This is a genomic window from Pseudomonas koreensis, assembly GCF_025447595.1.
In the GTDB taxonomy this organism is placed as follows: domain Bacteria; phylum Pseudomonadota; class Gammaproteobacteria; order Pseudomonadales; family Pseudomonadaceae; genus Aquipseudomonas; species Aquipseudomonas koreensis_H.
This window is the reverse complement of record NZ_JAOEJU010000001.1, coordinates 565,299-587,362: the sequence shown is the minus strand read 5'-3', so window position 1 is coordinate 587,362 and position 22,064 is coordinate 565,299. Positions and strand designations below refer to the sequence as shown.

General features: G+C 59.0%; 18 protein-coding genes. 5 read left to right on the top strand and 13 right to left on the bottom strand.

Annotated features, from left to right (window positions below):
* From N8H71_RS02540 to N8H71_RS02505, 8 genes are all read right to left on the bottom strand, one after another.
* The gene (locus tag N8H71_RS02540) at window positions 1-1,350 is read right to left on the bottom strand and encodes an HlyD family type I secretion periplasmic adaptor subunit (RefSeq protein ID WP_262192667.1); all 1,350 of its coding nucleotides are present in this window, start codon (window positions 1,348-1,350) and stop codon (window positions 1-3) included.
* Window positions 1,347-3,146: a type I secretion system permease/ATPase gene (locus N8H71_RS02535; protein ID WP_262192666.1), complete on the bottom strand. Its 1,800-nt coding sequence runs from the start codon at window positions 3,144-3,146 to the stop codon at window positions 1,347-1,349. The genes N8H71_RS02540 and N8H71_RS02535 overlap by 4 nt, the downstream gene beginning before the upstream one ends.
* Window positions 3,147-3,351: 205 nt before the next feature.
* Window positions 3,352-3,780 (bottom strand): protease inhibitor Inh/omp19 family protein, encoded by a 429-nt coding sequence (locus N8H71_RS02530; RefSeq protein ID WP_262192664.1) that lies wholly within the window; start codon window positions 3,778-3,780, stop codon window positions 3,352-3,354.
* A gap of 93 nt (window positions 3,781-3,873) precedes the next feature.
* Window positions 3,874-5,340 carry a serralysin family metalloprotease gene (locus tag N8H71_RS02525; RefSeq protein WP_262192663.1) on the bottom strand — a complete coding sequence of 489 codons (1,467 nt, stop codon included), beginning with the start codon at window positions 5,338-5,340 and terminating at the stop codon, window positions 3,874-3,876.
* A 387-nt stretch (window positions 5,341-5,727) separates the two neighbouring features.
* Window positions 5,728-6,813 (bottom strand): polyamine ABC transporter substrate-binding protein, encoded by a 1,086-nt coding sequence (locus tag N8H71_RS02520; RefSeq protein ID WP_262192661.1) that lies wholly within the window; start codon window positions 6,811-6,813, stop codon window positions 5,728-5,730.
* Between the two features lie 56 nt (window positions 6,814-6,869).
* Window positions 6,870-7,214, bottom strand: a complete 345-nt coding sequence (locus N8H71_RS02515; protein ID WP_262192659.1) for a cupin domain-containing protein — start codon at window positions 7,212-7,214, stop codon at window positions 6,870-6,872.
* A gap of 29 nt (window positions 7,215-7,243) precedes the next feature.
* Window positions 7,244-8,650 (bottom strand): NAD(P)/FAD-dependent oxidoreductase, encoded by a 1,407-nt coding sequence (locus N8H71_RS02510; RefSeq protein ID WP_262192658.1) that lies wholly within the window; start codon window positions 8,648-8,650, stop codon window positions 7,244-7,246.
* A 51-nt stretch (window positions 8,651-8,701) separates the two neighbouring features.
* Window positions 8,702-9,517 (bottom strand): helix-turn-helix domain-containing protein, encoded by an 816-nt coding sequence (locus tag N8H71_RS02505; RefSeq protein ID WP_262192656.1) that lies wholly within the window; start codon window positions 9,515-9,517, stop codon window positions 8,702-8,704.
* Between the two features lie 264 nt (window positions 9,518-9,781).
* Here N8H71_RS02505 and N8H71_RS02500 point away from each other — a divergent pair, with 264 nt between their 5' ends.
* A complete protein-coding gene (locus N8H71_RS02500; protein ID WP_011334086.1) occupies window positions 9,782-10,054 on the top strand; it encodes a DUF1652 domain-containing protein in 273 nt (90 codons plus the stop codon).
* A gap of 57 nt (window positions 10,055-10,111) precedes the next feature.
* Here the strand turns inward: N8H71_RS02500 and N8H71_RS02495 are convergent, their stop codons facing one another.
* Window positions 10,112-12,586, bottom strand: a complete 2,475-nt coding sequence (locus N8H71_RS02495) for a UvrD-helicase domain-containing protein (RefSeq protein ID WP_262192655.1) — start codon at window positions 12,584-12,586, stop codon at window positions 10,112-10,114.
* Between the two features lie 278 nt (window positions 12,587-12,864).
* Here N8H71_RS02495 and N8H71_RS02490 point away from each other — a divergent pair, with 278 nt between their 5' ends.
* Window positions 12,865-13,560, top strand: coding sequence for a pirin family protein (locus N8H71_RS02490; RefSeq protein ID WP_262192654.1), 696 nt, complete (start codon window positions 12,865-12,867; stop codon window positions 13,558-13,560).
* 63 nt (window positions 13,561-13,623) lie between these two features.
* Here N8H71_RS02490 and pgm read toward each other — a convergent pair whose 3' ends face one another.
* The 4 genes from pgm to N8H71_RS02470 all read right to left on the bottom strand — a co-directional run bounded on the left by pgm (window position 13,624) and on the right by N8H71_RS02470 (window position 19,847).
* Complete coding sequence (pgm, locus tag N8H71_RS02485) at window positions 13,624-15,270, bottom strand: phosphoglucomutase (alpha-D-glucose-1,6-bisphosphate-dependent) (RefSeq protein WP_262192653.1); 1,647 nt, start codon at window positions 15,268-15,270, stop codon at window positions 13,624-13,626.
* 76 nt (window positions 15,271-15,346) lie between these two features.
* Entirely contained in the window at window positions 15,347-16,777 is a 1,431-nt protein-coding gene (locus N8H71_RS02480; RefSeq protein WP_262192652.1) for a PLP-dependent aminotransferase family protein, read from the bottom strand.
* A 49-nt stretch (window positions 16,778-16,826) separates the two neighbouring features.
* A complete protein-coding gene (locus N8H71_RS02475) occupies window positions 16,827-18,278 on the bottom strand; it encodes a hypothetical protein (RefSeq protein WP_262192650.1) in 1,452 nt (483 codons plus the stop codon).
* A gap of 546 nt (window positions 18,279-18,824) precedes the next feature.
* On the bottom strand, window positions 18,825-19,847 hold the full coding sequence (locus N8H71_RS02470) for a zinc-dependent alcohol dehydrogenase family protein (RefSeq protein ID WP_011334080.1): 1,023 nt from the start codon (window positions 19,845-19,847) through the stop codon (window positions 18,825-18,827).
* A 270-nt stretch (window positions 19,848-20,117) separates the two neighbouring features.
* On the opposite strand from N8H71_RS02470, the gene N8H71_RS02465 reads away from it, so the two are divergent.
* The 3 genes from N8H71_RS02465 to N8H71_RS02455 all read left to right on the top strand — a co-directional run bounded on the left by N8H71_RS02465 (window position 20,118) and on the right by N8H71_RS02455 (window position 22,000).
* Complete coding sequence (locus N8H71_RS02465; protein ID WP_262192649.1) at window positions 20,118-21,035, top strand: LysR family transcriptional regulator; 918 nt, start codon at window positions 20,118-20,120, stop codon at window positions 21,033-21,035.
* Window positions 21,036-21,169: 134 nt separating this feature from the next.
* Window positions 21,170-21,523, top strand: coding sequence for a DUF4190 domain-containing protein (locus tag N8H71_RS02460; protein WP_007954551.1), 354 nt, complete (start codon window positions 21,170-21,172; stop codon window positions 21,521-21,523).
* 15 nt (window positions 21,524-21,538) lie between these two features.
* A complete protein-coding gene (locus tag N8H71_RS02455) occupies window positions 21,539-22,000 on the top strand; it encodes a DUF805 domain-containing protein (protein WP_262192648.1) in 462 nt (153 codons plus the stop codon).
* Window positions 22,001-22,064: the final 64 nt, after the last annotated feature.

Genomic DNA, 22,064 nt, shown 5'->3' with positions numbered 1-22,064 from the left:
TTATTCTTCGGTCAACGCGGAACCGGCGCGGTCGAGCAGCGGCTTGAACAGGTAGTTGAGGAGTGAACGTTCGCCAGTGCGCACGAACATTTCCGCCGGCATGCCGGGCTTGATCACCAGACCGTTGAGCTTTTCCATGGCCTGATCGCTGACGCTGCTGCGCAACACGTAGTACGGCACGCCGGTTTTCTCGTCGACCATCTGGTCTGCGGAAATCAGGCTGACTTCGCCGGGCACCCGTGGCGTCTTGCTCTGGTTGAACGCGGTGAACAGGATGTCGACCGGCAGGTGCGTGCCGACCTTGTCGATCAGGTTGATCGGCAGGTGCCCTTCGACTTCCAGGCGTGTGCCTTGGGGGACGATTTCCAGCAGGGTTTCGCCCTGACGCACCACAGCGCCTTCGGTGTGTACGCCGAGGTTGACCGCCACGCCGTCGGCGGTGGCGAGGATTTCGCTGTGTTGCAGGTCGAAACCGGCGGAGGTCAGTTGCTCGGACAGCGTGACGCTTTTCAGTTGCGCGTCGGCCAACTGGGTGCGGACTTCCTTCTGGTATTCCTCACCGTGCTGTTGCAGCTTCAGGCGCGACTCAAGAATGCCCTGCTCCACCCGGCCACTTTCGCCGGTGTTTTCGGCCAGTTGCTGCTGAACCTGCGACAGCTGACGCTGGTATTCCATCAAGCGGTTGCGCGGGATGTAGCCGTTGTCGGCCAGCGGTTGCAGGTTGCTCAACTGCTGTTGCAGCGAGTCGGCCTGGGCGTTGAGGTCGGTACGGGCGCGACGCATGCCCGCCAGTTGCGCGGTGGCACCTTCGATGCTGGCACGCAGGGCGGCCTGCTCGCGGGAGAACGCTTCGCGGCGGCTGCTGAACAATTGCCGCTGGCCCTCAAGCACCAGTGCCAGGCGCGGATCGGCGTTGTCGCTCAGTTCTGCCGGAAAGGTCACTTGCTTGAGGTTGTCACGCTCGGCCTGCCAGCGCGCCAGGCTGGCCCAGGCCATGCGGTATTGCGCCTGCAGCGATTGCACGTCGGCGGCGACCTGGGTCTGGTCGAGGCGGAACAGCGGCTGGCCCTGCTTCACGATTTCGCCTTCACGCACCAGAATCCGGCTGACCACGCCGCTGCTCATCGACTGCACGGCTTTGCGCTTGCCTGACACCACGACGGTGCCTTGTACCGGAATGCCTTGATCCAGCGGCGCCAATGCTGCCCAGGTGAAGAAACTGCCGGCACCGACCAGCGCCAGAATCCAGCCCATGCGGGCGAAGAATTTGGCGTCTCGCTCCGGGCGTTCGGTGATGTAGGCGTGTTCCATCGTCGCTTCGTTTTGCGTGTTCATGTTCGCGCTGCTCATACACCCGAATTCCTTGTCGTCGGCTGATACTGGCGGCTCATGCTGAGCCCGGCCGGTGCTGGCGCAGGTTTTTCATTTTGTTGTGGCGGGTTGCCGGGCTGATTGCCGGTCTGATTGCCGGACAGTGCCTTGAGCACATCGTGGCTCGGGCCGAAGGCTTGCAGCCGACCGTCGTTGAGTACCAGCAGCTTGTCGGCCTGGGCCAGTACCGAAGAACGGTGGGTCACCAGCACCACGGTGGTGCCTTGGGCCTTGAGCTGCACGATGGCACTGGACAACGCGGCTTCGCCGACGGTGTCGAGGTTGGAGTTCGGCTCGTCCAGCACCACCAGGCTCGGATTGCCGTACAGCGCACGGGCCAGAGCCACGCGCTGTTTCTGGCCGCCGGACAGACCGCTGCCGTCCTCGCCCAGTTGCGTGTCGTAGCCTTGCGGCATACGCAGGATCAGTTCATGCACGCCGGCCTGTTGCGCAGCGGCCACGACCTTTTGCGGATCGGCTTCGCTGAAGCGAGCGATGTTCTCGGCGATGCTGCCGCTGAACAATTCGATGTCTTGCGGCAGATAGCCGATGTACGGGCCGAGCTGATCGCGGTTCCAGCGATGGATGTCGGCGCCGTCCAGGCGCACTGTGCCGCCGAGGGCCGGCCATACGCCGACCAGCACGCGCGCCAGTGTTGATTTGCCGGAGCCGGAAGCACCGAGCACACCCAGCACTTCACCGGCCGCCAGGTTGAAATTGACCATGTGCAGGGTCGCGGCACGCTGCCCCGGAGGACCGGCGCTGACCTGTTCAAAAGTGATCTGGCCTTTCGGCGCCGGCAGCGCCATGGCGTCATCGCTCGGCGGGAAGGCTTGCAGCAGCGCATCGAGGCGGCGGTAAGCCAGCTTCGCCCCGCTCCACTGCTTCCACACGGCAATCAACTGGTCGATCGGGCTCAGTACCCGCCCCATCAGGATGGAACCTGCGATCATCATCCCGGCGGTCATGTCACCCTTGATCACCAGCAGTGCGCCAAGGCCCAGCACCAGCGATTGCAGGCACAGGCGCAGGGTCTTGCTCAGCGAGCTGATCACTGCGCCGGTGTCGCTGGCCTGATTCTGCAGGCCGAGGAAGCTTGAATGCACCTGGAACCAACGCTTGCGCAAGGCGCCGAGCATGCCCATGGCTTGAATGGTTTCAGCGTTGTGCAGGTGGCTGGTGGCCAATTGGCTGGATTTCTGCGAGTAACCCGCAGCTTCGCCCAGCGGCTTTTTGGTCATGTATTCGTTCAGGCACGCCAGTGCGATCAGCAGCAGTGCACCCGCCGTGGCGAGCACGCCGAGCCAGACATTGAACAGGTAAATCACGAACAGATAAACCGGGAACCACGGCGCATCGAAGAACGCGAACAGCGCAGGCCCGGTGACGAATTGGCGAATGTGGGTCAGATCGCCCAGGGACTGCCCGGCGTTGCCCTCACCCTTGAACAGGTTGCGCTCGAACGCTGCCTGATAGACCCGCAGATTGAAACGGCGCTCCAGCTGGCTGCCGATGCGGATCACGATAAAGCTGCGCACCACTTCGAGCAGCCCGATGAAGGCGAAGAAACCAACGACCATTAGCGACAGCATCGCCAGGGTGGTTTCGTTCTGCGAAGACAGCACCCGGTCATAGACCTGCAGCATATATATGGAGGGCACCAGCATCAGCACATTGATCAGTGCGGTAAAACAGCCGACGCTGATCAGAATGCTTTTATAGTCACCCAAAGCCTTGAACAAGGGAGCGGTGGCTGGGGCCTTCGCCATCTTCATTGATTATTCCTGAAATGATATTTCCCGCCCTGCTTGGCGAGACGTCAAATTAATTGTCCGCCTTGAACGCGGGACATACACCGACAGTACTTGCTTACACTTCAATAACAACTTCGGTGATTAAAATCGGCCTCCGCGTTATTGCACTGCCGCTTATAACTGTAACGGGGTGCTTTATATTTAAACCGTCTGTCGGTTTTGGTCATCAAGGCTGTTGTGCAGCACGCTTGAGTGTAATCACCAGGCCCGACTTCAAAGTACTCAGATAAAGCCCATCACGTTGTCGGCTGAAAAACTGGATTCTTGAGCCTTCCTTGCCGGTGATCGACAGACCGTCCGGATCGGGAAACCAGCCGATGGCAGCGTCCTGCAACCACGCGCTCAGACAATCGGCGCCTTTGCCCAGCGTCTGATTGGCCTCGAGATCGATCTGGCAGGTGTTCGACGGCTTGTCCTGAATCGCTTGCGCTTCGGGGCTGTCACTGCGGGCACTCAAAGTCGCTTGCCACTGCCCGGCAAATACCGATGGATCTTCAAGTCTCAGGCTGCTTGCCATGGTTGTTTCTCCAGAAATCATCATCAGCATCGGCAACAGATACGCCGCCGCTCTGCGGGTAAAAGCGAGTTGGATCATAGGAAATTTCACTCCGGCGCGTAGCCTTGCTTACCGGCCATGGCGATGCAAGTGAAGAAAGCGGCGCATCACGCGCCGCTTTCCCGGTTCACATCACGCCACGATGTCGCTGAGCGCTGCCTGGCCAACGGTGCTGACCTGGAAATCAGCCACGCCGTGCCCGGAGAAGTCCACCGACAACAGGCTGTTGCCACCTGAAGACGTCAGAACCGCATCACCCGCCGCACCGGTGAAGGCGCTGACGAAGTGCAGTCCGGCACCCTTGGTGATACCGGTCAGGTCGATTTTGTCCAGACCGCTGACGAAATCGAGGATCTGATCGATCGCACCCGGCTTGGAGTCAGAGCTGGCCGCGAACACAAAAATGTCCGAACCCGCGCCGCCCCACAGTTTGTCGGCACCACCGGCGCCGTAAAGGATGTCGTTACCGGCGCCGCCCTTGAGCTCGTTGGCAACGTTGTTGCCAATCAGCAGGTCGTTGCCCGAACCGCCAATCGCGTTCTCGATGGTGACGCCCTTGGCGATGGACACGTTGCCCACCAGGCCGCCAACGTCGGAGAACGAGGCTTCATTGAGGTTGATCTTCTGGTTCTGGGTGAAACCCGAGAAGTCGAAGGTGTCCTTGCCGCCGGCATCCCACACCGAAAACACCAGCTTGTCGGCCGACGACGAGGCGCTGAGGAAATCGCGACCGGCGTTGGAGTTGAAGCCGTAGGTGGTGTCACCGGTACGGGTGGTCATGTTGGCGCCGTAGAGCTTCTGGATCGCTGCAATGTCATCCATCAGGGGACCGGAGGAATAGGCTTCCACCCCGCCCTTGCTGAAGTTCTGGCTGGTATTGCTTTCGCTCCAGTAGCTCATGACGCTGTAGCCGCGGGTGTCTTGCCCGTAGGTGGCGTCATTGTAGGTCGGGTTGCCGTTGCCGGCGTTGTAGTCGCCCGGGTGCGCCAGGCCAAGGGTGTGGCCGATTTCGTGGGTCAGGGTCTGACGACCGTAGTTGTTCAGATCCGGGGTCTTGTTCTGCGTGTAACCGCTGTTGATCAAGTACCACGAAGTGCCGTCGTAACCCGGACCGGTACCCGGCAGGTAGGCGAACGCAGCTGCGCCGTCCACGCCACCGCTGTAGTTGGCAAAGGTCATGTGGCCGTCACCGCCGGTGGCTTTCTCGGTAAAAGTGACGTTGGCCACATCGGCCCAGGATTGCATGGCGAGCACGGCCTGGGTTTTCTGTTGAGTACTGAACTGACTGAACCCGGTGATCCCGTGCTTGTTCATCGTGCTGGACGATACCGAAGTCAGGAACGTGTAGGTGAGTTCGATCTTGCCGCTGCCATCCTTGTCCTGGTAGGCAGCGCCGTCGCGCAGCAACTGGGTTGCGGCCTGGTCGACGGAAAAGGAGGGTTTGCCATTGACCGTGAGGTTGCCGCCACGATCGTATTGGTGGCTGAAGCTATTGATCTGGTTATACGCCGTGCTGGTCGCTGCCAGAGGTTGCGGCGCCGCGCCCAGCTGGAAAGCCTGTTCGGCGGTATCAACAGCATTAGCTTTTACTTTCGACATAAACACACTTCCTTGTTTAGCAATGGAACAGTTTTTGTCCGATAGCGACAACCTCTGGCGAGATTGTCCTATCACTCGCCCAATGAAGGCGTAAGAAACCTGACACAATTTGAAATCTAACGTCTAGCGTTTTTTTGAGATCAAATTGAACTGCTCCGGGAAACTCCCGTAAACAAAGCGTGTGCCGCCGAAAGAAGTTTGTAAGTTTGGTGAACTTGCCTAATTGTCTGACGATTTCTTATTTAAATATTAAATATCGGTAAGTTGTTTTTTGTTAGCAGCGTCTCACTTTGCTGCACTTTATCAGTGCAATGCCAGTGGTTTGATATCAAGTTGATTCAACAGTACATATTCAGGCGAGGGCTGTACCGCCCTCGCCTGTTTTCTTCAGCTGCCAGTACGAATCTTGTTCCACACCCGCGTCCGTATCCGGTCGATGTTCAGCGGCATCGCTTCCAGCGCGAACAGCTTGCCCATCATTTCCGGGCTCGGATAAACCTTGGTGTCGTTCTTGATCGCCGGGTCGATCAGGCTGTCGGCCTGTTCGTTGCCATTGGCGTAATGCACATAGTTGCTGATGCCGGCCATGACGTCGGGCTGCAGCAGGTAGTTCATGAACGCGTAGCCGGCCTTCTCGTCCGGCGCGTCCGCGGGCATGGCGACCATGTCGAACCAGATCGCGGCGCCTTCCTTGGGAATTTCGTAGCCGATTTCGATGCCGTTCTTCGCTTCTTTGGCGCGGTTTTCCGCTTGCAGGATGTCGCCGGAGAAACCGACCGCCACGCAAATATCGCCATTGGCCAGATCGCTGGTGTACTTCGAGGAATGGAAGTAGCTGACATACTGCCGCACTTTCATCAGCAGCGCTTCAGCTTTCTTGTAGTCCTCGGGGTTCTTGCTGTGGTGCGGCAGCCCCAGGTAATTGAGCGCCGCCGGCAGCAGTTCCGGGCCGTTGTCGAGGATCGCCACGCCGCATTTCTGCAGTTTTTCCATGTATTCGGGTTTGAAGATCAGATCCCAGGAATCCACCGGCGCGTTGTCACCCAGTACGGCCTTGACCTTGGCGACGTTGTAGCCGATGCCGGTGCTGCCCCACAGGTATGGAAAGCCGTGTTCGTTGCCCGGATCGTTGGTCTGCAAGGCCTTGAGCAACACCGGATTGAGGTTCTTCCAGTTCGGCAACTGGCTCTTGTCGAGTTTCTTCAGCGCCCCGCCCTCGATCTGCCGCGCCATGAAGTGGTTGGACGGAAACACCACGTCGTAACCGGATTTACCGGTCATCAGCTTGCCGTCGAGGGTTTCGTTGCTGTCGTAGACGTCATAGGTGACGCCAATGCCGCTGGCCTTTTCGAAGTTCTTGGCGGTGTCCGGCGCGATGTAGTCGGACCAGTTGTAAACCTTGACCGTATCCGCAGCCTGAGCGAAGGAAGCGGCGAGCATCAAGGGTGCGAGCGCGAGGGTCTTTCGGATCATGGATCGATTCCTGTATTGGCTATTGTTGTTGGCAGGCAATCAAAAGGATCAAAGCGTCAGAAAATCAGGACATAGGTCTTGCGCACGGTTTCCTCGATGTCCCAGATCCCGAGCGTGTTGGCCGGCAACATCAGTGCGTCGCCACCTTGTATATGCAGGGTTTCGCCGCCGCCGTCCGGGGTGAACGTGCAGCGACCGGAAATGAAATGGCAGAACTCCTGAGCGGTGATCTGCCGACGCCAGCGACCGGGCGTGCATTCCCAGACGCCGGTTTCGACGCCGTCGTCGCGTTCGACGCTGGTGGTCGAGGCAATCGCCACCGGTGTGCCGAGCGGCACGGCCACCGGGTTGGACTCATCCAGTTGCAACGTGGCGGTGTTCTTGAATTGGGTGATGCTCATGGCGTTACCTGTCTCGTAGTAAACAACGTTTAGTGCATGAAACCTTCCATGAACCCGGCCACCTGGCTGGCAAGCTTGCGCCGCCAGGGCGCTGTCGCCGGATTGGCCAGGGTCTGGTCTTCGTGGACGAAGCTTTTGATGATCGCGTTGTAACCGAGCCAGCGGCACGGTTCCGGCTCCCAGGCTCGCAGCGCGTGGATTCCGCCGTCGGGCAGCACCCACGGCTGATGTGTCAGCTCGGTATCGCGCTCGAGAATCAGATCGGCCAGTGTGCGACCGCCCAGATTGGAAGCGCCGACACCCTCCCCGCCATAGCCGCCGGACAGCGCGATGCCGTTGGCCCGGTCGCAGAGCATGTGCGGTTTGAAATGCCGGGACATGCCGAGGTTGCCGCCCCAGGCGTGGGTAATCTGTACGTTTTTCAATTGCGGGAAGAGTTCGCCGAACAAATAGCGGCGCAGCTCGACTTCATCGCGGGTCAGGTCGAAGTTGTGGCGCAGCTTGCCGGCGAACTGATAACCGCCACGGGCACCGAAGATCAGCCGATTGTCGGCGCTGCGTTGGCCGTAAGTGACCTGACGACTGAATTCACTGAAAGCCTGGCCTCGGCTCAGGCCGATTGCGTCCCAGGTTGCGGCGGACAACGGCTCGGTGGCAACGATCAGGCTCTGCACCGGTAATTGATAACGGCCCAGCGGAGGCAGCGTGACGGAATAGCCTTCGATGGCCGGGACGATCCAGCGGCTGCGCACGCTGGCCTTGTCAGTACGCAGACTTGCGGCCTGCCAATGGGTCACCGGGCTGTTTTCGTAGATCTTCACCCCCATGCTTTCAACGGTTCGCGCCAGGCCGCGCACCAGTTTTGCCGGGTGAATGGTCGCCACGTGCGGGGCGAAGATGCCGCCGTAAGGCTTGGCGATGCGCAGCTGCTGCGCCAGTTGTTCGGGGCTGAGCCAGCGGTAATCGTCGTCGGTCAGGCCCTGGGCGTGGAGTTTCTTCAGGTAGTCGCGAAGACTGGCTTCCTGCTCGGGATAGCGCGCGGCGCAGTACAGCACCCCGCCTTTACGGTAATCGCAGTCGATGCCTTCGCGTTCGAGGACACTCGCCACTTCATCCGGAATATCGTGCAAAAGATCGTAAGAAGCGCGGCGCTGTTGCGGTGACAGGCCGGCCAGCAGGCGATCTTCGCCCAGCAGATTGCCCATCAGCCAGCCGCCGTTGCGGCCGGACGCACCGAACCCGGCGGTTTGCGCCTCGATGATGGCAATGCTCAGACTCGGCGCCTGTTGTTTCAGGTAGTACGCAGTCCACAGCCCCGTGTAACCGGCGCCAATGATCGCCACATCGACGTCCAGATCCTGCGCAAGCGGCGGGCGCGCGGTCAGCGGCTCGTCGAGTTGATCCATCCACAAACTGATAGTGCGCCACGCCGGCATGCAAGACTCCGCCAATCCAGGTTTCGATGGCGTCGATCCTAGAGGCAGAACTCAGGGATTGTCTTGCGCGCGTGTCCGCAAAGAAATTTGCTTCGCGTAGGCCTTGGGCGACTGGCCGGTATGCTGGCGAAAGCAGCTGTAGAACGCCGACAGCGAATTGAAACCGGCGGCGAAGGCCAGTTCGTCGATGCGCAGCGGCGGCGTGGCGTTGTCCAGCGACTGCAATAGATGTTGCAGACGCGCCTGATTGACGTAGCGGTAGAAACTTTGCCCCAGCACCTGATTCAGCAAATAGGAAATCTGATTGCGGCTGTACCCGCACTCCTTCGCCACCCGTTGCAGGTCGAGTTCGGGGTCGAGATAAGGCTGCTGACGCTGAAAATACTGCTGCAAGTCATCGGCCATGAAGCTCAACTGGCGCGGCGACAGGCCCAGACGGCTCACCGCCGGACGCTGGCTGGCTGCGGACTGGCTGTCGGCCTGCTCGCGCACCAGCGAAGCATATTCATTGACCCGCCAGATCTGCCCGTCCTTGACCGTGATCGCTTCGCTGGAGCGAAACGACACCAGCCCGTTGCCGCCGCGCAACGTCACTTCGTATTGAATGAAGGCGGTGTTGCCATCGATGCGGATGCGGTCGCAATGCTCCAGCGCTTCATCGGACTCGCGGGGCATGCTGACCCGGACGTACTCGCGCAGTTCGTCGAGGCCGAGCACGCGGTTCTGGAAGAAATCGTTGTACTGGATGTCCGGGTGGTACAGCGCCATCACGCCATCCAGGTCCCGGTGTTTCCAGCACAGGTGATAGCGCATGACCGTTTCGGCCGTGGCCCTCGTCTGTTCCGGGCCATCATCATCGGCGTGCATAAGGGACTCTTGGAAAAAGAACCGAGCTTGCCCAACTTCTGGCGCTGCATCAACAACCCGGGCGTAATGGCATTTTGGCGACGATTGGCGTGGAGCGTGACTTACATCAAAAAAATCCGCGCAATCGCTAAATGAACTGAAAATTCTCACAGGAATTTCACATCCAGATGCTACTTTTAAAAGCAGTCATCGGTTGAGCCAATGAAGGCTCTTCCCACCTACCATGAGCAAACGGAAGCGCTCGATGAAGAAGGCGGGCAACACATGAATAAAGGGTCAAGCAAGGTCACGTTCCCCAATGCCTGCCAGCTGATGCGCTGGCATTTTCATCCCATGGGTTTCGAGGCGACCATGGATGCGCCGGGCAGTCTGGTCGCGCGCCTGTTCGATCGGGCCAGCGGCGAAACCCTGATCGCGATCGCCGGCATTCCCTGTGCCACGGTGATGAACGCGGCGGATGTGGAGCGAATAATCGAAGCTGTTGAGGACGAACTGGAGGCTTTTATTCCTCCGGAGTCTCTCAAGAGTTACGCGTAACTACCTGATTTCAAATAAAAAGCCCGCCTTGTGCGGGCTTTTTTATGAGCGGTGGATTCAGGCTGTTTTCTTTTCAGGCCGATGATCGACAAAGAACGGTTTGCCTTTGGCAACCCGGTCCGAAGCCCGAGGCATGTTGACCGCCTGAGTGTCTTGCGGCTCGACGTACCAGTAGCAATGACTGACTGCGCGAGTGATACCGACGTAGGCCAGGCGCAGGATTTCGTCTTTCTGCGCGCTGTCGTACGGTTCGCTGTCGCCGGCCTTGCCCAGCCCGGCCATGCGATACACCTGATTCTTGTACGGCGAACTGGTCAGGTGCTGGCAATCGCCCAGCAGAAAAACCGCGTCGGCCTGCAGACCTTTGGCGCTGTGATAGGTCAGTTGTTTCAGGCGTCGGGAGTCGTACGGCAAGCTCGAATCTACATTAACAACAGACTGAATATGCTGCTCTATCAATAACTTATCGCTACTTTTTCGATAGAGCATCAGGATTGAATCACCCTTTCGATAGTGTTCCGCCAAGCGCTGGCCGAGCGCCTGATCATCGCGCTCCAGTACGTTGACCGGTTGCAACGGTCTCTCCTCGCCGCTGGCCTTGGCCTTCTTGCCCGGGATCGCCGGTGCTGCACGAACGATGTGCTCCGCCGCGTCGATGATGTGCTGATGGCTGCGATAGTTGTCGCTGAGCATTACCCGGGTCGTGCTCGGCGACGGGAATTCCTTGTTGAACTCCATGAAGTAGCTCGGCGAACTACCGCGCCAGCCGTAGATCGATTGCCAGTCATCGCCTACGCAAAGCAGCGAGGATCGCTGCGCGCCTCGTCCGACGTGCATGGCTGGGCCGCGACTGCGGATCTCCGCAAGACTGGCGCGAATCCACGAGACGATCTGCGGCGAAACGTCCTGAAACTCATCGATCATCAGGTGCGACATCGGCCGCAGCAATTCATCGCTGAGCAGTTTGAAGTTTTCCGGTGAGTGCTCGCTGAACAGTGCAAACATGCGGTTGTAGGTCATGACCGGTGGCTTCTGATCGAGCAAATGGTCTTCCAGCGCTCGCCAGAACAGGCTCAAGGCCTCAAAGAAAAACCGGTCCGGATCGTCCTTGGCGAAACTCATGCGGCCAACGGCATCCGGCACGTCCAGGCCCAGGTTCTCGATAAAACCGGCGGCGGCGACAAAACAGTCCAGCAACGGCGCGGACGCCAGCTCGCCTTTGACCTTGTAATCGAAGCCGGGACCTGCGCTGACATCACCTGCAAGTGTGGCCAATAATCGTTTTGATGACTCGTAACAATCCAGCCAAATCAATGGCTTACGACAGAAAGCTTGAAACAGGGTGCGCTTGACTGCCCACTCTGCACGCACTGTCAGCTTGGCGTTGGGACGGCAGACCTGCGGGTTTTCCCGAGGGTCGAAACCCAATACAACCCAGGCATCCAGGCTCGGAATGTAGCCGTGGCAATGGAATGACGCGCCGTTGATTTCGAATGTCTGACGGCTGGGTTCGATGCCCTTGATCGGCCAGGCGCCGGCGCCGAGCCACATGTCCTCGATCATGTCGCACAGCTCTTCATCGCGACGAGCCGCCAGTTCCGTTACAGCGACGCGCTTTTGCACGTCCGGGTGATCGCGCTCCAGCTCCTTGAGCTGCAAGGCATGCCGGGACAGCGGCTGGATCAGTTGCGCAAAGCGCGGGTCTTCTTTGTAGAGACGGTGGTAACAGGCGTTGAGCTGCTGGCGTTGCGCGTCGTTGATGCGCAGATCGAAAGGATTGCTGTCGACGTCTTCATCACCGGACTGTGCGCGGTGGCTGAGGTTTTCGAATGCCTGCAAGCGCTCGAATCCCGGCAGGCTGCGGACCATCGGCAAAATGCGCGAGTGAAAGGTGCGAACCAGATCCTTTGCGTCTTTCTGACTCAGTGCTCGTCCCCACAACGCGAACAGTTCAACCAGTTTGTTGATGAAGTCCTTGCGCGACTCGCGGGTAAAGGTCACCACGGTCATCGAATCAAGCTCAAAGCCCAGGTAGTGAGTCAACAACAGGATTCGCAGTACCAGCGTGGTCGACTTACCGGCTCCGGCGCCGGCAATCACCGAGGTTGACGGGGTATCGCTGAAAATCATCTTCCATTGCGCCACGCTCGGCTGGGCGTGGGCTGGCAGCAGACGAGCGACATCCCCTTTCATGCGCTTCTTCAGTTCTGCACTGAGCGGCAGGCGCCAGTCGTCGAACAGATGATTGTCGATACCCGGCGGGCGATGCTCGGTATTGCGGCTGTCGCGGATCAACAAGACCTGACGACCCTCCTCCAGCCCGTCAGCCTTGCCTTCCTTGTACCCGTAATCCACACCGGCGGTGTGCCCGCTGCGAAAGCCGTCGGCCTGGCCGTGCAGCCACGAGGCCCGGTGCTGGGCGCGGAGTTGCGTCAGGCCGTGCCCAAGAAAACGCGCCGCCAGGCGTTTGAACCAGGGCATCTCGGCCAGGGGACGAAGTTCGGGAGGAAGATCGGGGGTGTGTTGCGCCACGCTGACGGACTCCGGATGTGAGGCTGTTAAGGGCTATGGTGTCTGCATTTGCTTTTTTGTTCTAGCGAAATGCTTACAGGTCATTGGTTTAGGTGATGAAGTGAAGGTGGGATGAGATGGTTTCGAGGTGTTTTCGCATCAATAAATTCGATATTAATGCCGCACTTTTTACGCTTTTTATCGATGATTGACTGATAGATGATGCTCGCCATCAATCACCGGTCTCGCTTCGTGGCCCAGGCATTACGCCCCATGACGAACCCTTTAAGGAGACGATCATGCTTGAACTCAGACCTTTCAGCTCGCTGGGCGGCGCCCATCATGGCTGGTTGGATGCCCATCACCATTTTTCGTTCGCCGAGTACTACGATCCGCAACGCATGAGCTGGGGCAACCTGCGCGTGTGGAACGACGACATCATTGCCGCCGGCACGGGCTTCCCTACTCACCCGCACCGCGACATGGAAATCATCACTTACGTGCGTGAAGGTGCGATCAGCCACCAGGACAATCTGGGCAATAAGGGCCGCACCGAAGCGGGCGACGTACAAGTGATGAGCGCCGGCACCGGGATCGCCCACAGCGAATACAACCTGGAAGCCACGGACACCAAGATTTTCCAGATCTGGATTTTGCCGACTGAAACCGGTGCACCGCCGTCCTGGGGCGCCAAACCGTTCCCGAAAGGCGACCGCGAAGGTTTCGTGACCCTCGCCAGCGGCAAGGACGGTGACGATCAAAGCCTGCGCATCCGCGCCGACGCACGCTTGGTGGCGGCCAATATCAAGGCCGGAGAAACCGCTGAATATCGCCTTGATGCCGGGCGCCGGGCTTATCTGGTTCCGGCTACGGGTGTCATTGAAGTCAACGGTTTGCGTGCACAAGCTCGAGACGGTGTGGCGGTGGCTCATGAACAGGTGTTGACCGTCACGGCGCTGGAAGACAGCGAGATCGTGTTGGTGGATCTGGCCTGATTGACATAAATGGCGGGCACAAAAAAGGGCGACCTCAGGGTCGCCCTTTTCCGTTGCCTGGATTTATTTAGTGCTGATGGCACCGTCTACCAGGGTTTGCGCTTCGGCCACCAGTTGCTTGAGGTGGTCGTCACCGATGAAGCTTTCGGCGTAGATCTTGTAGATGTCTTCGGTACCCGACGGGCGCGCGGCGAACCAGCCGTTCTCGGTCATCACTTTCAGACCGCCGATGGCCTGATCGTTGCCCGGCGCATGGCTGAGAATGCTCTGGATCTTCTCGCCCGCCAGCTCGGTCGACGTGACCTGCTCCGGCGACAGCTTGCTCAGCAGAGCTTTCTGCTCAGGATTGGCCTTGGCGTCGACACGCACCGAGAACGGCTCGCCCAGCTCATCAGTCAGAGCACGGTAGGCCTGGCTCGGGTCGCGGCCGGTACGGGCAGTCATTTCAGCGGCCAACAGGGCTGGAATCAGGCCGTCCTTGTCGGTGCTCCAGACGCCGCCGTCCTTGCGCAGGAACGAGGCGCCGGCGCTTTCTTCGCCGCCAAAACCCAGCGAGCCGTCGAACAGACCATCGGCAAACCATTTGAAGCCGACCGGCACTTCGTACAGGCGACGGCCCAGACGCTTGGCCACGCGATCGATCAGACCGCTGCTGACCACGGTTTTACCCACGGCTGCGTCGGCACGCCATTGCGGACGGTTCTGGAACAGGTAGTCGATCGACACCGCCAGGTAGTTGTTCGGTGCCAGCAGGCCGCCGGACGGTGTGACGATGCCGTGGCGGTCGTGATCCGGGTCGCAGGCGAAGGCCACGTCAAAGCGTTCCTTCAGACCGATCAGGCCTTGCATGGCATGGCTGGACGATGGGTCCATGCGAATCTGCCCGTCCCAGTCGACGGTCATGAAGCGGAACGTCGAATCGACTTCCTTGTTCACCACGTCCAAGTCCAGACGATAGTGCTCGGCAATCGCCGACCAGTAGCGCACCCCTGCTCCGCCCAGCGGATCGACGCCCAGGCGCAGTTTGGCGCCGCGAATGGCATCGAAGTCGATGACGTTGATCAGGTCGGCCACGTAGGTGTTGACGTAGTCGTGACGGTGGGTGGTTTCGGCCTTGAGCGCTTGCTCGTAGCTGATGCGTTTGACGCCGGCCAATTTGTTGGCCAGCAGTTCGTTGGCCTTGGCTTCGATCCACTTGGTGATGTGGGTGTCTGCCGGGCCGCCATTGGTTGGGTTGTACTTGTAGCCGCCGCTTTGAGGCGGGTTGTGCGACGGGGTGATGACGATGCCATCGGCCAGGCCGCTGGTGCGACCACGGTTGTAGCAAAGAATGGCGTGGGAGACTGCCGGGGTCGGGGTGTATTCATCACCTTCGGCGATCATCACGGTCACGCCGTTGGCCGCCAGCACTTCCAGGGCACTGGCCCCGGCCGGGGTCGACAACGCATGTGTGTCGATGCCGACGAACAGCGGCCCGGTGATGCCCTGCGCCTCGCGATACAGGCAGATCGCCTGACTGATGGCCAGAACGTGCCATTCGTTGAAACTCAAATCAAAGGAACTACCCCGATGCCCGGAGGTGCCGAACGCCACGCGCTGGGTAGAAACCGAGGCGTCGGGTTGACCGGTGTAGTACGCCGTTACCAGTCGCGGGATATCGACCAACAATTCTGCCGGTGCCGGTTTGCCCGCAAAAGGACTGAGTGTCATGCAAAACCTCTAAATTAGAGTGGTTCAGGAAATTACAGCGGAGTTTACTGGCAGTTAGACCGGAGCGCGACGGGATCTATCCGGTGCAAAGGACGTGTTTGTACACATCCGTTCGCGGAGCCAGCCGCAACGCGTCCCCGAGCAGTCCGACAAGTATTAACAACTCGTCCTCCGCCCCTCCGGTCGCGTCAAGACGCAGGCTCTGAGCGTGCAGCCCCTGAATACTGAACAACTCCCCAGGTGCAATCAATACGTTTTGTTTCAGCAGTCGTTGAAACACCGCATCCATCGCTATCGGGTGCCGGGAGTGCAGCCAGATCGTTCCGCCGCCCTGCGGCTCGACAACCTGCAGCATGTCACCCAGTCGACCACGTATGAGCTCAATCCAGGGCATGCGCCGCTCCCTGAGCTGGTGCCTGAGTACGCCCAGATGCTGGTCGACTCGCCCACTGGCATGCAGACGCGCAATGGCTTTCTGCCGGATCGGCGAGAGCCGGAATGAGCGCAGCAGGAATTGACGCTGCAGATCATCGCGCCATTGCCGCGAAAGTACAAAACCGTAGGGAGCCTCGACGCCGATGTATTTTTCGAATGTTGAAAACACCAATAAACGATCCGGGTCCAGCAGCTCGCGCAGTGGTCGATCCTCCATGTCGTCCAGCAACTCGCCATGACAATCGTTTTCCAGGACCCAGGTACCATGGCTCAAGAGCAATTGCGCTATCGCATGGCGATTGTCCCGGGGAAACCGACTGCCATGGGGCATGCGCAATTTCGAGGACAGCAGGATCAGCCGGACAGGCTCGGTCGTGAGCAAGGCTTCGAGTCTGTCTGTATCAAATGCACCGTCAGGTTGCACCGCCAGCTCTATCACGCGTACGTCGACAGACTGAAACAGGCGCAGGACCGCCCAGTCGCAGGGGGATTCGATCAACACGGTTGTCTGGCGCAGCCCGAGTACAGCGATCAGGATTTCCAGTACCCCTCTCATGTCTGCACCGATATAAACATCCTCGGCATGCCAGCAATGTGTGGCGGATGAGGTATAGCGGGCGGCAAGCAAAGTGCGCAGTTCAAGCTCTCCACAAGGCTGGGCCGGTGCTTGCAGGTGACGTGGATACTGGCGCAGCAACTCTCTTTCAAGCATCAACAGCGGGCGATCCAGAGGCTGGATCGAAGCCGGGTCATCCGCGCTCAATACCCGCATGCCAGAGCACCTGGCGTTGACATAGACGGTTTCCAGCAGATCGCCGCCACGCCCCGGCGACGAGAACGTTGAACTCGCTTTCGCGAAATATCCCGACTTGGCCACTGAGTAGACCCGGCCTTCTTTTTCCAGCAAGGCATACGCGTACTGAATGGTCGAGACCGAGACGTTCAGCCGTTCGGCAAGCTGTCTCAATGACGGCAGACGAATGGCCCCCTGGTTGCCCGGCTCATTGATCAATTGGGTCAGGTAACGATAGACCGCCTGATAGGCAAAGTCGGTTTCTCGCGAAACATTCATGAGGCAGCGCCCACATCATGCTTCCCGTGATCGGGCGATACGATCACCTTCAGCCTTCCGCCGAACGGTCACCCAGGGAGACCTCGTGAGCAGGCTGCTGCGCGGTCGCCACCGGCTTGTCCATCCGGATGCTGCCCATTACGTATAAACGGCTGATCAACCGGGCGGGCAGCCCGCTGACATCGGTCATCCATTGCAAGACCTGCTCCGGTGCATGCAGTCCCTGCATGGCTCGGTGCAAGTCCGGCATTGCGACCAGCATGCCCGGGTGGCAGGTTCGCAAAAACCGCTCAAGCCCGGCACCACCATCGATGAACGGGGCGAACAACAGACACGTCAGTTGTGGCTCATTGAGGCCGAAGTTTCTTTGCAGAGATGAGATTGCCATCGACCTGTGCTCGGCATAATCGGACAGATTGCCGAACGTCGCGAGAAAACGTTCGCAGAGCTGCTCGGGCATGCCTCTGCGACGCATCGTTGCCAGGCAGCTCTGCAGGTACTCCGACACACCGCCCTCAAAGCTGTGCCCCTCTGTATGGCTGGCCTGAAGGCCGCTCAGGTAGGCACCGACCAGGGGATCGGCGCATTCGCCAGTTCGGGCTTCGAACATCAGATCGTCGGCCTGGAAGCCGAGGAAGTCGCTGAGCAACGGCCACCGCTCCTCCATCTTGCCGACCACTACGTCGTCGATGCCGATGTAGCTGGTCCGCCGACAGGCTTCGAAGTCTCCAAGCGGACGCCATGCTGCCAGTTCCGATTCGGGGTAGAGCTCGCGGTAAAAATCACCGCCCATGCTGTCGATCAAACCGAACAGTTCGCCGAATCCGCCGGCCGTTCTTGGTAAAGCGCCAATGTCTGCCTTGCGCGCCGCTCGATCCAGACCTTCGATGAATTGCTCCTGATGACGAACGCTTTCACTGCCGATCAGCGCATCGACCCCCTTGCTCCAGCGTGCGATCTGACCGTAGAACTCGGCCGTGGCCAGATACAGGTCATCCCACAGCATCAGACTTTCATCCCATCCGCGACGATGCCCCAGCATCAGCAGATTCAGGCGACCACACTCGCGACCTTCGTCGCTGATACACGCCTGATGGTTGAAGGGAAGCACCTCGCGATGATCCACCATCAGAAGCTCTACCCGAGGATCGTCATACAGAAACAACGCACCGAAACTGCGATGCATGTTTTGCAATGCCGAAGCCGGGGCGCCACTCCAGCGCAGGGTGGCGACCCGCAACTGGAAGGTGCCCGGCGCACGTCCAGCGATGCTCAATTGCGCCGCACGCAACAGCGCCAGGTTGTAGCAGCAGTCGCGCGTGCCGGACTGGATCACCAGAACCTTGAATTCTGCGATGCGGTCCATGCCGCCGGCAGCAACCGCCAATCGCTGGATCAACAGTTGCAGCGCCGTACGCTCGGCACGGGAAAAGAAACTCAGCAGGCGCTGTAATACTTGCTGGTAGACATAATTCATTGCCTGATCATGGATCGTGCTCATCAGTACTTCACTCGATATCAAAGGTTTCATATCGCGCAGCCACGAATAGCGGATGCACAATCATTCTTCATTAATTAATAGACGCTGAATGCTAACACTTAAGCTTTTGTAGTTATTTGAAACAGTTGAGCTCGGTATATTCACGACGGCCGGCCTCGGCATCGCAAACCCTTATCGCTACAGGGTTTTCCGCGAAAGCTTCTATACCTAGGAAACTTCTTACAGAGTCCTGCGCAAGATAAGCACAAGAAAAAAAGAAGGGATTACGCAGCAGGCCTACAAACATTAAACAGAAGTTTGATGTTCGACGGTAAACAGCGAGAAGGTCGGATGCCGGGTAAATAGAATGCACAGCCATAGCTCATTCCTTGAGATGAAAGTAGTCATTCAATTATCAGGATCTGGATGGCGATTAGAAGATACAGATCGAGAGTAAATACCAGTTCAGTTGCTGAACTTCCCCAGGCGACACACCCGGGGTTTCTCGATATCTGAAAGATTTTACGCACAAGAGTCCGTGGGGCCACGGACTCTGATCGGAAGGGGTCAGGCAGGTTCGATTTGCAGGGCAACCCGCTCGCGGCATGGGCATTCGTCCATGTAGCGGTGTGCTTCCACAAACTCGTTGAACGGGAACACCCGGGTCTTGAGCGGCAGCAGCACACGATCGGCGGTGAGCTGATTGATATCGCGCAACGCTCGCTGCAAGGCGACATGATCCTGAATGATGCCCAGCTCCGGTTTGCCGGTGAAGTTGCCGATGCAATGCACGAAGAACTGAATGTTCTTCTGGAACGCTGCGCAGGCCGGGAATGGCGTCTGGTTGCCGCCCTGCAGGCCGTACAGCACCAGGCTGCCACGCGGTGCCAGCACATCGCCGAGCAGCGACATCTGTGGCCCGCCGAGACCGTCGAACACCACGTCGACACCGCGGTTGTCGGTAATCTTGTTGATCCGCATCAACAGGTCTTCTTCTTCGGTGACGATCACTTTCTCGGCACCGAGAGACAGCAGGTACTCACGTTCCTCCGCCGTCTTGGTAGCAGCAATCACCCGAACACCCAACGCTTTGCCCAACTGGACGAAGGACGGGCCGGCGCAGTGGCTGGCGTCGGTCACCAGGGCGAACTGCCCGGGTTTGACCCGTGCCAGATCAACGTAACCGAAATAGGCGATCAACAGCGGCGTGTAATGCACGCTGGCTTCAATCGGGCTGAGCACGTCCGGATAACGGGTCAGCGCGGTACGCGGCAGAACGATCAGTTCGCCGTAGACCGGGTAATCATTGGGGCTCTCGGCCGGGAAGCTGGCCACCTTGTCGCCCACGGCCAGATCTTCGACGCCGTCGCCGATCGCAGTGACCACGCCGGCCATTTCATGGCCCAGGCCTGAAGGCAGACGTGCCTGGGACGACGCCAGGTTCTGGCGCCAGAGCGTGTCGTACCAGCTGATGCCGATTGCCTCGACACGCACCTGCACTTCGCCAGGACCTGGCTGAGCGGCCGCATGCTCTTCGCATTTGAGCACCTCGGCCGGACCAAACTTGTGAAAACGGATCGTGCGGGACATCGCAAACCTCGTCAAAGTAACCTCTAATGCCCTGAACTCTATCTGGGCTTTCCAGCCAAGACTATCAGTGGCTATTAATAGTCGACATGCCTGTCATTGATTCCGCAGCATGGTCAGCATTGAGAAAATCCATGAAAAAACTGCTGCCGCCTTCTCAGTAAAGCTGAATTACCCGGTGCAGACTACCAGCCTTTCCCCGTAAGATTCATGCCGGCCATTGTTCTCATATGGTCGCTCTCGTCAAGCTTGATGACTCTGCCAGGACTCCAGATGAATCGTAATGACCTGCGTCGTGTCGACCTCAACCTGTTGATCGTGTTCGAAACGCTGATGCACGAGCGCAGCGTGACCCGTGCGGCGGAAAAGCTGTTTCTCGGCCAGCCGGCGATCAGCGCGGCGCTTTCACGCCTGCGCGGCCTGTTCGACGACCCTTTGTTTGTGCGCACCGGGCGCAGCATGGAGCCTTCCGCCCGTGCGGTGGAAATCTTCGCCCTGCTCTCCCCGGCCCTCGACTCGATTTCGACCGCCGTCAGCCGTGCGGCCGAATTTGATCCGGCGACCAGCACCTCGGTATTTCGCATCGGTCTGTCGGACGACGTCGAATTCGCATTGCTGCCAATGCTGCTCAAACGCCTGCGCGCCGAAGCGCCCGGCATCGTGCTGGTGGTGCGCCGCGTCAACTACATCCTGATGCCCGGCCTGCTCGCTTCCGGCGAAATCTCCATCGGCGTCAGTTACACCACCGACCTGCCGGCCAACGCCAAACGCAAGGTCCTGCGCCGCAGCGCACCCAAATTACTGCGCGCCGATACTGTGCCGGGGCCGTTGAGCCTGGACGATTACTGCGCCCGACCGCATGCGCTGGTGTCGTTTGCGGGAGACCTCAGTGGCTTCATTGATGAAGAACTGGAGAAACTCGGACGCAAACGCCATGTGGTGCTGGCCGTGCCGCAGTTCAACGGCTTGAGCACGTTGCTGGCCGGGACGGACATCGTGGCGACCGTTCCTGACTACACGGCTGATGCGCTGACGGCTGCGGGTGGGGTCCGAGCAGAGGATCCGCCGTTGCCTACTCGTACGTTTGAACTGCACATGGCCTGGCGTGGTTCGCAGGATAACGATCCAGGGGAACGGTGGTTGCGGTCGCGGATTCAGATGTTTTTTGGGGATCCGGACAGTCTTCAGTAGCGCAAGACCTGATTTTCCCGGCGTGGGATGAGGATACTGGCAAAGTGCCTAATGACAAATCCGGTAATAAAGTTTAATTTACCGCCGCCCCGACCGATGGAGGGTCGGGCATTCGCACTCAGTTAAGGAAAACGATGGCAATGGTCTATTGTCGTGCTTGCGCCAAGGAGCTTCACGAAACGGCGCTCACTTGCCCCCAATGCGGGGCCGCCCAACAGGCCTCCGTGCCGCAAACGCAAACGCAAGCCGAAATGCCTTGGCTGGCCATCGTTTCGTTGATCCTCGGAATTATCAGCGCACTCACCCTGTTTGATGATTCCGAATGGGACAGGGACGCGATTGTCGGTGTGGGTATTCTCAGCATCGCGGGCCTCACTTGCGGCATTGTCTGCATCAACCAAAAACATCCAGGAAGAAACCTCGCGATCGCCGGCATTATTCTGTCCGGTCTTACTGCGTTCGTTGTGTCCTGCCTATCGATTGAATAATTTTAGGGAAAAAATATGAGCATGGTTTTCTGCCGCGGTTGCGCGAAGGAAATAAGCACCCTGGCCTTGGCTTGTCCGCAGTGCGGGGCGCCTCAGGCGGCCCAACAGGCCCAACCGACCTATGCAAGCGGGCCGGCCATCACGACGGGTAACCCATACGTCGAAGCACTGAAGAATTTCGCGGAATTCAAAGGGCGCGCCACCCGCCGTGAATACTGGATGTTTATTCTGATCAACATGGGTATCTGCATTGTCATCGGTGTTCTCGATGCGATGCTCAATACCAAGGGCGTCCTTTACAACCTTTACAGCCTGGTGATGTTGTTGCCGAGCATCGCGGTAGGTGTACGTCGCATGCACGACACTGACCGCAGCGGCTGGTGGTTGCTGTTGCCGATCGTCAACCTGGTGTTTCTGGTGCAAGACAGCCAGCCAGGTCCGAACCGCTTCGGCCCGAACCGCAAAGGCATCAACTGAGTCAGCCTGCACTATGTTGATCGAGACGGCCGCCATGGCCGTCTCTTTGTTTTCGCGACCAACA